This window comes from Mesoterricola silvestris, from assembly GCF_030295405.1.
Classification (GTDB): Bacteria; Acidobacteriota; Holophagae; order Holophagales; family Holophagaceae; genus Mesoterricola; species Mesoterricola silvestris.
Genome location: NZ_AP027080.1, coordinates 2823237 through 2835855, shown reverse-complemented (window position 1 = coordinate 2835855; position 12619 = coordinate 2823237). Strand labels below are relative to the sequence as shown.

The 12619-nt window shown below is 67.3% G+C and carries 10 protein-coding genes; 4 read left to right on the top strand and 6 right to left on the bottom strand.

From position 1 onward, the window contains the following. Positions 1–8: 8 nt before the first annotated feature. The 4 genes from R2J76_RS12240 to R2J76_RS12225 are packed head-to-tail and all read right to left on the bottom strand — an operon-like array spanning position 9 to position 4027. Positions 9–1931: an NADH-dependent [FeFe] hydrogenase, group A6 gene (locus tag R2J76_RS12240; RefSeq protein WP_316411882.1), complete on the bottom strand. Its 1923-nt coding sequence runs from the start codon at positions 1929–1931 to the stop codon at positions 9–11. Positions 1932–1951: 20 nt separating this feature from the next. Continuing rightward, on the bottom strand, positions 1952–3127 hold the full coding sequence (locus R2J76_RS12235; protein ID WP_316411881.1) for a complex I 51 kDa subunit family protein: 1176 nt from the start codon (positions 3125–3127) through the stop codon (positions 1952–1954). Then, entirely contained in the window at positions 3124–3645 is a 522-nt protein-coding gene (locus R2J76_RS12230; RefSeq protein WP_316411880.1) for an NADH-quinone oxidoreductase subunit NuoE family protein, read from the bottom strand. Before R2J76_RS12230 ends, R2J76_RS12235 begins: the two co-directional genes overlap by 4 nt. Before the next feature lie 10 nt (positions 3646–3655). Then, positions 3656–4027: a response regulator transcription factor gene (locus tag R2J76_RS12225; RefSeq protein WP_316411879.1), complete on the bottom strand. Its 372-nt coding sequence runs from the start codon at positions 4025–4027 to the stop codon at positions 3656–3658. 748 nt (positions 4028–4775) lie between these two features. Here R2J76_RS12225 and ltrA point away from each other — a divergent pair. After that, positions 4776–6056 (top strand): group II intron reverse transcriptase/maturase, encoded by a 1281-nt coding sequence (gene ltrA / locus R2J76_RS12220; RefSeq protein ID WP_316411877.1) that lies wholly within the window; start codon positions 4776–4778, stop codon positions 6054–6056. A 193-nt stretch (positions 6057–6249) separates the two neighbouring features. Here the strand turns inward: ltrA and hydG are convergent, their stop codons facing one another. Further along, positions 6250–7671, bottom strand: a complete 1422-nt coding sequence (hydG, locus tag R2J76_RS12215; protein ID WP_316411876.1) for a [FeFe] hydrogenase H-cluster radical SAM maturase HydG — start codon at positions 7669–7671, stop codon at positions 6250–6252. Then, positions 7671–7946: a TM1266 family iron-only hydrogenase system putative regulator gene (locus R2J76_RS12210; protein ID WP_316411875.1), complete on the bottom strand. Its 276-nt coding sequence runs from the start codon at positions 7944–7946 to the stop codon at positions 7671–7673. Before R2J76_RS12210 ends, hydG begins: the two co-directional genes overlap by 1 nt. 321 nt (positions 7947–8267) lie before the next feature. Between R2J76_RS12210 and R2J76_RS12205 the strand changes: the two genes are divergently transcribed. From R2J76_RS12205 to R2J76_RS12195, 3 genes are read left to right on the top strand one after another with little or no spacing between them, the layout of a single operon-like run. After that, on the top strand, positions 8268–8924 hold the full coding sequence (locus R2J76_RS12205) for a redox-sensing transcriptional repressor Rex (protein WP_316411874.1): 657 nt from the start codon (positions 8268–8270) through the stop codon (positions 8922–8924). Further along, positions 8902–9381 (top strand): NADH-quinone oxidoreductase subunit NuoE, encoded by a 480-nt coding sequence (nuoE, locus tag R2J76_RS12200; RefSeq protein WP_316411873.1) that lies wholly within the window; start codon positions 8902–8904, stop codon positions 9379–9381. The genes R2J76_RS12205 and nuoE overlap by 23 nt, the downstream gene beginning before the upstream one ends. Continuing rightward, a complete protein-coding gene (locus R2J76_RS12195; RefSeq protein WP_316411872.1) occupies positions 9374–12607 on the top strand; it encodes an NADH-ubiquinone oxidoreductase-F iron-sulfur binding region domain-containing protein in 3234 nt (1077 codons plus the stop codon). The genes nuoE and R2J76_RS12195 overlap by 8 nt, the downstream gene beginning before the upstream one ends. Positions 12608–12619 lie beyond the last annotated feature (12 nt).

Here is a 12619-nt window from a genome sequence, read left to right as displayed (position 1 = left end):
CCCTGGGGCTACTCGATGTAGCGTCCTCGTTCAGTGTAGTGGGTGTGGAGGAGCTTGTGGCTCCGGTGCCCGCAGGGACCTTCGGTGAGGAACTCGGCGTAGACCTTCAGCACGTCGGGATTCTCGTGGGACTTGCGCACGGCGTAGGCGGAATCCTCGGCGTAGATGGCCTGGGCCCGGGCCTTGCGGATCTCCGGGGAGGTGGGGATGGGCTGGCCTCCCCCGCCGATGCAGCCGCCGGGGCATCCCATGAACTCGATGAAGTGGCACTGGCTGAAGGGCCCGCCCCGCTTGATGTCCTCCATGACCGCCTTGGCGTTGGCGGTGCCGTGGGCCACGGCCACCTTGAGGGTGGCGCCCTTGAGGAAGTCCCAGCTGGGGAAGAGGGGGGCCAGGATGGCCGGCACGGGTCCCACGGACGGGACGGGGATCTCGGCGTACTTGACGCCCTCGAAGCCCCGCACGGGCTTGATGTCGGCGTGCTCGAAGAGATCCTCCACCTTCACCCCCACCACCAGCTCGATGACGGTGCGCAGCGCGGCCTCCATGACTCCGCCCGTGGCGCCGAAGATGACGCCCGAACCCGTGGCGGTGCCGAAGGGGGCGTCGAAGTCCGACTTGGGCAGGCGGGGCAGGTCGAGGCCGGTCTCGCTGATCATCTTGGCCAGTTCGCGGGTGGTCAGGCCGTAGTCCACGTCCTTGAACCCCGAGTCGTCCATCTCGGGCCGGTTGCATTCGAACTTCTTGGCCGAGCAGGGCATGAGGGCCACGGTGACGATGTCCTTGGGGTCGATGCCCTGCTTTTCCGCGTAGTAGGTCTTGATGACAGCCCCGAACATCTGCTGGGGGCTCTTGGCGGTGCTGAGGTTGGGGATGTACTCGGGGTAGAAGTGCTCCAGGTACTTCACCCAGCCCGGCGAGCAGCTGGTGAACTGGGGGAAGGCCGCGGGCTCCTTGTCCACCAGGGCCTTCTTGAGGCGCAGCAGGAGCTCGGTGCCCTCCTCCAGGATGGTGAGGTCGGCGCTGAAGTTGGTGTCGAACACCTGGTCGAAGCCGCACATGCGAAGGGCCGTGTTCAGCTCGAAGGTCAGGGCGGTGCCCGCGGGCTGGCCGAAGCATTCGCCGATGGCGGCCCGGGGGCTGGGGGCGGTCTGGATCACCACGTGCTTCCTTGGATCGTGGATGGCCTCCCACACCTCGTCGGTGGGGTCGTTGGCGCGCAGGGCGCCCGTGGGGCAGCGGTTGATGCACTGGCCGCAGTTGATGCACACCACGCTGCCCAGGGGCTTTTCCAGGAAGGTGGAGACGTGGCTCGTGCGGCCCCGGCCCAGCACCTCGATGGTGCCCACGTCCTGCAGGTCGATGCAGGTGCGCACGCAGCGCCGGCACAGCACGCACTTGTTGTTGTCGCGCACCACGGAGTAGCTGGAGTGGTCGATGGCGTGGGCGGGCTTCTCGGGGTGGCCGAAGCGGAAGAAGTCCACCCCGTACTCCTTGGCCAGGGTCTGGAGCTCGCAGTTGTTGTTCCGGCCGCAGGCGTAGCAGTGGCCGTAGTGCTCGGAGAGCATCAGGTCCACGATGTGGCGCCGGGCCATGCGCACCTTGCGGGTGTGGGTGTACACCGTGATGGGCGAGGTGACGGGGTAGGCGCAGGCGGCCTGGAGCGTGCGCTGGCCCTCCACCTCCACCGAGCAGATGCGGCAGACGCCCGCCACGCACAGGTCCGGGTGGTTGCACAGGGTGGGGATCTTGACGCCGATGCGCCTGGCGGCGTCCAGGATGGTGGTGCCCAGGGGCACCTTCAGGGTCTGGCCGTCGATGGTGACGCTGACGGTGCCGCCGATGGCGGCGGTGTTCTCGGCCACCGCGACGGTCTGTCCCTGCTGGCTGGAGGGGGCGCGCCGGGGGGTCTCTGGAAGATCGGTGCTCATGGACGCATCCTCGTGTGGGATCAGGCGTGGGTTGGGATTCGGCCCATCAGCTCCTCGCGGAAGTTTTCCACGACGGAGAGGAAGGCGTTGGGGCTGCTCTGGCCGAGGCCGCACTTGGAGGCCACCTGCATGGTGCCTCCCAGGTCGCACAGCTCCTTCAGGTAGGCCATGCTGCAGGTGCCGTTCCGGAGCATTTCCAGGCCCTCGAGGAGCTTGGTGTTGCCCAGGCGGCAGGGGGCGCACTGCCCGCAGGACTCGTCCACGAAGAACTCGAGGAAGTTGTGCAGGACGTCCAGCATGTCCCGGTGCGGTCCCAGCACGATGATCGAGCCGCCCGTGGGGATGTCCTCGAAGGCGATGGAGCGCCCGAAATCCTTGGCGGGCACGCACTGGCCGGCGGCGCCGCCGATCTGGGCGGCCTTGGCGTCCTCCCCGCCCACCTCCTTCAGCAGCTCGGCCACCGTGAGTCCCATGGGGAATTCGTACACCCCCGGGCGCGCGCAGTCCCCCGATACGCTGAAGATCTTGCGGCCCGTGGACTTCTCCGTGCCGACGCTGCGGAACCAGTCGGCGCCCCGGCCCAGGATGCAGGCCGCCCAGGCCAGGGTCTCCACGTTGTTCACGATGGAGGGCCGGCCCAGGAAGCCCGTGTTGACGGGGAAGGGGGGCCGGTTGCGGGGTTCGCCCCGGAAGCCCTCCAGGGCCTCGATGAGGGCGGTCTCCTCGCCGCAGATGTAGGCGCCCGCGCCCATGAAGATGCGGATGTCGAAATCCAGGCCCGAGCCCAGGATGCCCTTGCCCAGGAGGTTCCGGTCCCGGCGCCCGGCCAGGACGGCCTCCAGGTGGCCCCTCAGGTACGTGTACTCGCCCCGCAGGAAGAGGATGCCCTCGTGGGCCCCCACCGCCTTTCCGGCGACGGTCATGCCCTCGAAGACCAGGTCGGCGTGCTCCTGCAGGATCACGCGGTCCTTGAAGGTCCCGGGCTCGCCTTCGTCGGCGTTGCAGATGACGAATTTCTTGTCGGCCTGGGCGGCGGCGGCGAAGTTCCACTTCACCGCGGTGGGGAACCCCGCGCCTCCGCGGCCCTTCAGGCCGGAGGCGCCGATCTCGCTGATGATCCGGGGGCGGTCCAGGGCGAGGGCGGCCCGCAGGCCGGCCTCGGGGATCATGGAATCGTAGGTGGGCAGGGGGCTCATTTGAACACCACCTCCTTGGTTTCGGCGGCGTGCACGCCGAACACGCGCCGGCACGCCTCCAGGATCTCGTGCACCTTCTCGGGGGTGACCCGGGTGTGGATGCGGTCGTTGACCAGCAGGGCGGGGCCCTGGTCGCACATGCCCATGCAATTGGCGAACTCCAGGGTGAACTTGCCGTCGGGGGTGGTCTCGCCGAAGCGGATGCCCAGGTCGTTCTCCAGCTGGCGCTCCACCCGGCTCTTGCCCTGCATGTCGCAGGAGATGGTGCGGCACAGGCGGATGACGAACTTGCCCTGGCGGTGGCCCCCCAGGAAGGCGTAGAACGACACCACGCTGTTGACCTCCACCGGGTGGATGCCCAGCAGGTCGGCGATGACCTGCATGGCGTAGCTGTCGATGGTGTGGTACTTCCGCTTCACTTCGAGGAGGATCGGGATGAGGGAGGTGCGGTCCTGGCCCAGCTTGGCGGCCAGGGACCGGATCTCCGAGGCGAGACGGTCGCGTTCGGTCATCAGCATGGATCGCCCCCTATGCGTTCAGAAGTGCCGCGACCTTCCGGACCAGTTCCGCGGGTTCCACGGGCTTGGCCTGGAAATCGTCGACGGGGACCATCTCGTCGTCCCGCCCGAAGGCGAGCCCCGAGGCGGAGGCCACGGACGTGAGCATGAGGATGGGCCGCTTCCACCCCTGGCGCCGCAGTTCCTGGGCCATGGCGAAGCCGTCATCCGGCTGCTCCATCATCACGTCGAGGATGAGGAGATCGGGCCCGAACGTTTCCACCGCCTTCATCCCGTCCCGGCGGTTGAACGCGGTGGCGATGTCGTGCCCCGCCCGCTCCAGGAAGAGCGTGCTGGCTTCTACGATATCCGGGTCGTCATCGACGATGAGGATCTTGGCCATGGAGGACCTCCCGTGCCGGTGTATGGAGTTGTGGGGTGCTTTTGATCCCACAAGTCTAGGGCCTGGCTTTCGGACGGGAAGAAATTTTGATGTGACCGAAGTCGCATTGCGGAATAGTTGATCGAATTGGTTGGATGAATTTGCGCCCTTCATCTCCTTCATCCCCGACATCGGCGTTCATCCGTGCGCCACGAAAGGCGCTTCATCTCCCAGGAGGTCCAAATAAAACAACCTGAGAGATAGCAGCTGTGCTGCATGAGAGATGGGGGTAGGCCCCCCGGGGTCGGGCTGCAGGGCCAGATCCCAAACCACCGGGCGCTGCGTGGGGGTGACACCCCAGGTGGTGAGCGGACCCGGAAAAGGCGGGGGAACCCCCGTCAGGTAGGGACAGGGAAGGCGAACAAAAGTGAACCGCTGATGAGGCGTCGAAAGAGATCAAAAGCCATCGAAACCAGGCTCCGGATGAAGTCCTGGGACCAAGCCCGGAAGGGACCTGCTTACGGTCCGGGCGGTGGCCGGCGTAGAAGCGGCGCGAGCCCTGTCCAGGCTCTTGTGTGGAACGTGGGAACCGAGCGTCCCGATGCCAAGGGAGAAGTCCGAGGGGTAGTCCCCCGTAGGGCGAGAGTACCGAAGCGGGGCGCCGGGGCGGACCGGTCCGTAGTAGCGACGATGCCCGGTAATGCGGGTGGAGCCAAGGGACCGGCCTGTCCGGCTTCAAATGCGGGTCAACCCTCCGGGGGAAGAGCACGTGTCTGAAGCGAAGCCTTACAGCATTTCCAGGGAACAGGTCGCCGAGGCATGGCGTCTGGTCCGGGCCAACCGGGGAGCAGGGGGCGTGGATGGAGAAACCCTGTCGATGTTTGACAAGGATCTGGAGGGCAACCTCTACAAGATCTGGAATCGGATGTCGTCGGGCAGCTACTTCCCGCCGCCGGTGAAGCGGGTGGAGATTCCCAAAAAGGACGGCCGGACGAGACCCTTGGGCATTCCGACCGTGGCGGACCGAGTGGCCCAGATGGTAGCCAAGCAGGTATTGGAGCCTTTGGTGGAACCCATGTTCCACGAGGACTCCTACGGCTATCGGCCGGGTCGTTCGGCACTGGATGCCGTAGCAAAGGCAAGGGAGCGCTGCTGGCGCCTGGACTGGGTCATCGATCTGGATATCAAAGGATTCTTTGATAACCTGCCGCATGACCTGATCCTCAAGGCGGTTCGGCACCATACCGAGTCGGATTCGGCCCTGAAGTGGATCCCCCTGTACGTGGAACGGTGGCTCAAGGCCCCGGCCCAACGGGAGGACGGAACCCTGCAGGAACGGACGGCGGGAACGCCGCAGGGCGGGGTGATCAGCCCATTGCTGGCCAACCTGTTCATGCACTATGCGTTCGATGCCTGGATGGGGCGGGTCTTTCCGAACGTCCCGTTCGAGCGGTATGCCGACGATGCGGTGATCCATTGCGTGAGCCTGGCCCAGGCCAAATACGTCCTGGAAGGGGTGCGCAGGCGATTGAAGGACAAGGGGCTGGAACTCCACCCGGAGAAAACGAAGATCGTCTACTGTAAGGACGATTCGCGCCCGGGGGACCATGACCACACGGCCTTCGACTTCCTGAGCTACACCTTTCGGGGGCGGTCGGTGAAGACCCGGGACGGAAAGCTCTTTGTGGGCTTCAATCCGGCCATGAGCGACAAGGCGAAGAAGGCCGCTCGGGAAGCCATCCGGGAGTGGAAACTGACGACGAAGATGAACACCAAGACCCTGAGCGAGCTTGCCTCGTTCATCAATCCCATCGTCAGGGGATGGGTCAACTACTATGGGCGGTTCCACCGCTCGGAGTGCCTGGAACTTCTCGACTACCTGAATCTGGTCCTGGCCCGCTGGGCCAAACGGAAATACAAGCGGTTCCACCGGGACTGGACGGCAGCCTTTCGTTGGTTGGGCGACATTGCCCACCAGCGGCAAGAAGGGCTGTTCTACCACTGGACCCTGGGAATACGACCTGGAGGCTGGGCAGGACGAGCCGGATGAGGTGAGAGTCTCACGTCCGGATCCGTGAGGGCGCGGGGGGGCAGTTCCCCCGCGCTACTCGACCTGTTACGCAGGGCCAGCGATGCCATGGGTCGGCGCGCCTACTTCGTGAATGCGCCGTCCCATCCGAACCTCGGCCCTGCGTAACAGGGATGAACGCCGATTTTTGGGATGAATGGGGAGGAGGCCGGGACTAGAACCTGAGATCCCGCTCCCCGCCCCGGATCCGCTGGAGGTAGGCGGCCGCCGCCTCCCGGGCCTTGGGGTTGGGGATCGTGGCCAGTTCCTCCTTGATCCGGCTTTCGCCCAGGCTGCGGAGCTCCTCGTCCCCGTAGTCCTCGATGTACTCCATGAGGGTCAGGAGGGCGTTGGGCTGGCAGACGTTGGCGATCTGGCCGGTCTTGGCCAGCTTCATGAAGCGGTCGCCGGTGCGGCCTTCCCGGTAGCAGGCGGTGCAGTAGCTGGGGATGTAGCCGTCGCGCAGGAGGTCCTTGAGGACCTCGGTGGGGCTGCGGTGGTCGGCGGGCTCGAACTGGGGGACGGCGTCCTCGAAGCCAAGTTTGGGCGTGTGGGCGTAGCCGCCCACGCCGGTGCAGGAGCCGGCGCTCACCTGGGAGATGCCCAGGGCGATCACTTCCTCCCGGTAGCCCATGGGCTCGCGGGTGGAGAGGATCATGCCGGCGTACGGGGTGGCCAGGCGGAGCACCGCCACCACCTTCTTGAAATCGTCGTCCGAGACCAGGTGCGGGAAATCGCAGGCCGAGACACCCGCGGCGGCGCGGATGCGGGGCACGCTCAGGGTGTGGGGGCCCACGCCCAGGGACGCCTCCAGGTGCTCGGCGTGCATGAGCATTCCCACCGTCTCGAACTTCCAGTCGTAGAGCCCGTAGAGCACCCCCAGCCCCACGTCGTCGATGCCGGCCCTCATGGCGCGGTCATGGGCGCTGGTGTGCCACTCGTAGTTCCGCTTGGGGCCCTTGTGCACGGCCATATAGGTGGGCTTGTGGTAGGTCTCCTGGAAGAGGATGTAGGTGCCGATGCCGGCGTCCTTGAGCCGCCGGTAGTCCTCCTCCGTGGTGGCGGCGATGTTGACGTTCACCCGCCGGATGGAGCCGTTCTTGAACTTCAGGGAGTAGATGGTCTTGATGCACTCCAGCACGTAGTCCAGGGGGCAGTTCACCGGGTCCTCGCCCACCTCAAGGGCCAGGCGCTTGTGGCCGAGACCTTCCAGGACGCGGATCTCCTCGGCCAGCTCCGCCTGGTCCAGCCTGCGCCGGGGCATGGGGTTGTCGTGGTTGTACCCGCAGTAGCTGCACTGGTTCACGCAGAAGTCGGAGAGGTAGAGGGGCGCGAACATCACGATGCGCCGGCCGTAGATGTGCTCCTTGATGTGCCGGGCCAGGGTGAAGACCTCGCCCAGGATGGCCGGGTCCTCCACGTTGAGGAGCACCGCGGCCTCCCGGTGGGTGAGGCCCCCGAAGGCGGCGGCGCGGTCCAGGATGGCCCGCACGGCCCGGGGGTCCCGGGCCTGGAGGGCGGCCTCGGCCAGGGTGGACTCGATCTCGACGGGGTCGATGAAGTCGTTGGGGTTGGACGAGCGGGGATCGTAGGACATCAGCACTCCTTGCTTGGGGCGGGGACCTCCCTGGCCAGGGCGGTCTTGACGGCGATGCCGGGAACGCGTCCCAGGCGCCCGGTGAGCGCGCTGAGATCGTCCGTGGTGCCGTCGACGATGAGGGAGACGATGGAGACGCCGCGCTCCCGGTAGGGGATCCCCATGCGCCCCACGATGAGGGAGGCCGAATCATGGAGGATGGCGTTGACCTCCGGCGCCGAGGCGAGGTCCTCGACGACGATCCCTACGACCCCGAGGCGCTTGTTCTGGCTCATGCCGGCCCTTTCTGGGGGGCCCGGCCGGAGGCGCCTGGACGGAGGGGACGTGCGGGTACCCGCGTGTCCTTCCGCTCAGGGTTTGGCCTTGCGGTCGGGGTGGGGTGGAGGGTGCGACCGGCACCGGAACGGATCCCGGCGCCCGACACTCCAGGATTAGGCCCACCCGGGAAAACCGTCAATGAATTGGGACCTATTTGATGACCATTGGGTCTTCTTTGTGACGTCCGTCACACAGAAGACATCTTGGTCTTCTGACTTCAGTCTACAATATATCGTAACACTCTGTCACGTTGTAGCACTTTTTCACGAAAGGCTTTCATGAAGCCCATTTCGGGGAAGATCGTCGAACGCCTGGCACGCTACCGCACCTTCCTCACGGAACAGGCGCCGGGGCACCGCACCCATCTCTTCTCGCACGAGATCGCCGCCGCCATGCGCACGGCGGATTCCCAGGTGCGCCGGGACCTCATGGCCATCGGCACCCAGGGGGTCCCCCGCCACGGCTACGAGGTGGAGGCCCTCATGGAGAAGCTGGACCTGGCCCTCAGCCTGGACCGCACCCACGCCGTGGCCGTGGTGGGCGCGGGGCACCTGGGCCGGGCCCTCATCAGCTTCCTGGAGGCGAGCCGCTCCACCCTCTGCATCAAGGCCGCCTTCGACACGGACCCCGCCAAGTGCAACCGGGTGCACGCGGGGGTCAAGTGCCATCCCATGGATTCCCTGGAGGCCGTCATCGCCCGGGAGGCCATCACCCTGGCCATCCTCTGCGTGCCCGCCGCCGCCGCCCAGGGGGCCGCGGACCAGCTGGTGCACGCGGGCGTGAAGGGGATCCTCAATTTCGCGCCGGTGGCCCTGCGGGTGCCGGTGAACGTCGCGCTGGAAGAGATCGTCATCACCACCTACCTGGAAAAGCTCGCCTACTTCACCACTCATCCCTCAAAGGAGCGCCGGAATGGCCGACATGAAGAGCGTTGAGACCATCCTCGAGGGTCACCCCGATGCCGGGCGCGACCACCTCATCCCCATCCTGCAGGAGGTCCAGGCCGCCGAAGGCTACCTGTCCAAGGCCTCCATCACCCGCGTGGGCCTCGCCCTGGATCTGCCGGCCAGCAAGATCTTCGGGGTGGCCACCTTCTACAACATGTTCCGCTTCCAGCCCCGGGGCAAGTACCACGTGATGGTCTGCCGGGGCACGGCCTGCCACGTCAAGGGCAGCCGGCGCGTCCTGGACATGGTGGAGAAGACCCTCAAGATCGCCCCCGGCGAAACCAGCCGCGACGGCCTTTTCAGCCTGGAGGTGGTGGCGTGCATGGGCGCCTGCGGCCTCGCGCCCGTGGTGAACATCAACGGCCAGTTCCACGCCAAGGTCACCCCCATGAAGCTGCAGCGCATCCTGGAAGAATGCCGTTCCGAGGAGTTCAGCCATGTCTAGCGGAATCCCCTCCTCCTGCTGGGACGTCCCGGCCCGTCCCGCCCCCGAGCTCCTCGCGGCCCTCAAGGACGGACCCTTCCAGGGCGAGGACCTGCCCGCCCTCATCGCCGGCCTGCGCCGGGAGCGGGTGGACCGGCCCGTGATCTTCGTGGGCGCGGGCACCTGCGGCCTGGGCGCCGGGGCGGACAGGACCCTGGCCCGGGTGCGCGAATGGTGCGCCGCCAAGGGCCTGGAAGCCGACATCAAGGAAGTGGGGTGCATCGGCCTGTGCTCCGAGGAGCCCCTGGTGGACATCCAGGTGCCGGGCCGGACGCGGGTGAGCTTCTCCTCCATCACCGCCGACAAGGTGGACGCCCTCCTGGACAGGTTCTTCGCGGGCAGCCTGCCCATGGACTGGGTCCTGGGCCAGTTCCCCGTGGAGGGCCTGGAACCCTGGCCCCGGGTGCGGCCCCTGGCCGAGCATCCCTTCCTGGCCCTCCAGAGGCGCTGGGTCCTGGCCAATTCCGGCCTCATCGACTTCCGGTCCATCGACGAGTACATCGCCCGGGGCGGGTACTCCGCCCTGCACAGGACCCTCACGACCCGCACCCGCCAGGAGGTGGTGGACGACGTCCTGGCCTCGGGCCTGCGGGGCAGGGGAGGCGCGGGCTTCCCCACCGGGCGCAAGTGGCAGATGGCCCTGGCCTCGCCCGGCGACCAGAAGTACATGATCTGCAACGCCGACGAAGGGGATCCCGGGGCCTTCATGGACCGCGCCGTGTGCGAGAGCGACCCCCACCGGCTCCTGGAGGGCATGGTCACGGGCTGCTACGCCATCGGCGCCTCCAAGGCCTACATCTACATCCGGGCCGAATACCCCCTGGCCATCGAGAACCTGAAGATCGCCATGGACCAGGCCCGGGCCTACGGCCTCCTGGGCGAGAACATCCTGGGCAGCGGGTTCTCCCTGGACATCATCATCAAGATGGGCGCCGGCGCCTTCGTGTGCGGCGAGGAGACCGCCCTCATCCACTCCATCGAAGGCAAGCGCGGCATGCCCCGGCCCCGGCCCCCCTATCCCATCCAGTCCGGCGTCTTCGGCAAGCCCACGGTCATCAACAACGTGGAGACCTTCTCCAACGTGCCCACCATCATGCAGAACGGGCCCGGGGCCTTCGCGGCCCTGGGCACCGCCGGCAGCAAGGGCACCAAGGTCTTCGCCCTGTCGGGCATGGTGCGCCGCACCGGCCTGGTGGAAGTGCCCATGGGCACGAAGATCCGCGACGTGGTCTTCGCCGTGGGCGGCGGCATCCCCAACGGCAAGAAGGCCAAGGCCGTGCAGATCGGCGGACCCTCCGGGGGCTGCATCCCCGAGCCCCACATGGACGTGGCCTGCGACTACGAGGAGCTCAAGGCCTTCGGCGCCATCATGGGTTCGGGCGGGCTCGTGGTCATGGACGAGAACACCTGCATGGTGGACCTGGCCAAGTTCTTCATGGAGTTCATCCAGTCCGAGAGCTGCGGCAAGTGCATCCCCTGCCGGGAAGGCACCAAGCAGATGCTGGACATCCTCCAGGCCATCACCCAGAACCGCCGGGCCGAGGAAGGCCTGGACGCCCTGCTGCGGGTGCGGGGCGTGATGGTCCTCAAGGAGCTGGGCGAGGCCATCCAGAAGAGCAGCCTCTGCGGCCTGGGCCAGACGGCCCCCAACCCGGTGCTGTCCACCCTCAAGTGGTTCCGGGACGAGTACGAGGCCCACATCTACGAACGGCGCTGCCCGGCCGGGGCCTGCCGGGAACTGGTGGGCGCGCCCTGCCAGGCCGGGTGCCCCGTGGGCACGGAAGTGTGGAAGTACGTGGCCCACGTGGCCCTGGGCGAATACGACGACGCCTACCAGGCCATCCGCGGCGCCAATCCCTTCCCCTCGGTGTGCGCCCGGGTGTGCAACCACCCCTGCGAGGCCGGCTGCCGCTGCGGCACCACGGGCGGCGATCCCATCGCCATCCGCGAGCTCAAGCGCTTCGTGGTGGACCGGGTGGATCCCCGGGTCTTCAAGGGCGCGGCGAAACCCGCCAAGCCGGGCGCGCCCCGGGTGGCGGTGGTGGGCGCGGGGCCCGCGGGCCTCACGGCGGCCCACGCCCTGGGCATGAAGGGCTACCGGGTCACCGTCTTCGAGCGGGAGCACCGCCCCGGCGGCATGCTGGTGGCGGGCATCCCCAGCTACCGGCTGCCCCGCAACGTCCTCAGCGCCGAGATCGACAGCCTGATCAACGAGAACGTCACCCTGGAACTGAACCAGGCGCTGGGCAAGGACTTCACGGTCCAGAGCCTCAAGGAGGACGGCTACCAGGCCATCTACCTGGCCCTGGGGGCCCACCAGAGCAAGCGCCTGGGCCTGGAGGGCGACGACGCCCAGGGGATCCTCCCCGGCATCCGGTTCCTCAAGGCCTTCAACCTCCACGGCGAATCCCTGGCCCGGGGCCGCGTGGGCATCATCGGGGGCGGCAACAGCGCCCTGGACGCGGCCCGGGTCGCCATCCGCCAGAAGGACGTCACGGAGGTGACCGTCTTCTACCGCCGTACCCGGGTGGAAATGCCCGCCTACAAGGAGGAGATCGAGGCCGCGCTGGAGGAGGGCATCCGCCTGGAGACCCTGGTCACGCCCCTGGCGGTGAAGGCCGAGGGCGGCGTCCTCACCGGCATCGAGTTCCAGCGCAACGAGCTGGGCGACAAGGACGAGACCGGACGCGCCCGGCCCGTGCCCATTCCCGGCAGCGCCTTCGTGGCGGAACTGGACACCCTGGTGGTGGCCATTTCCGAGGAACCCGAGACCGGAGCCCTGGACGGCTTCAAGGTGAAGTCCTGGGGCGGGCTGGTGATCAACCCCGAATCCTACATCACCTCCCAGAAGCGGGTCTTCGGCGGGGGCGACGTGGTGACCGGGCCCGGCACCGTCATCGAAGCGGTGGCCGCGGGCAAGAACGCGGCGGTGATGATCGACCGGCACCTCACGGGGCGCCAGCTGAAGGTCCTGCCCAAGGTGGCCCTGCCCACCGTGTACGTGCCCCCCGTGGACGCCGGGGAGGAGGAGGGGGAGGGCCCCGGCCGGGCCCATGCGCCGCACCTGCCCGTGGCCGAGCGCCGCGGGAACTTCCGGGAAGTGGATCAGTGCCTCCCGGAGGAGCACGCCCTCTGCGAAGCCCGCCGCTGCCTGCGCTGCGATATCGAATTCACCCAACCGGTCTAGACGGAGTCCCCG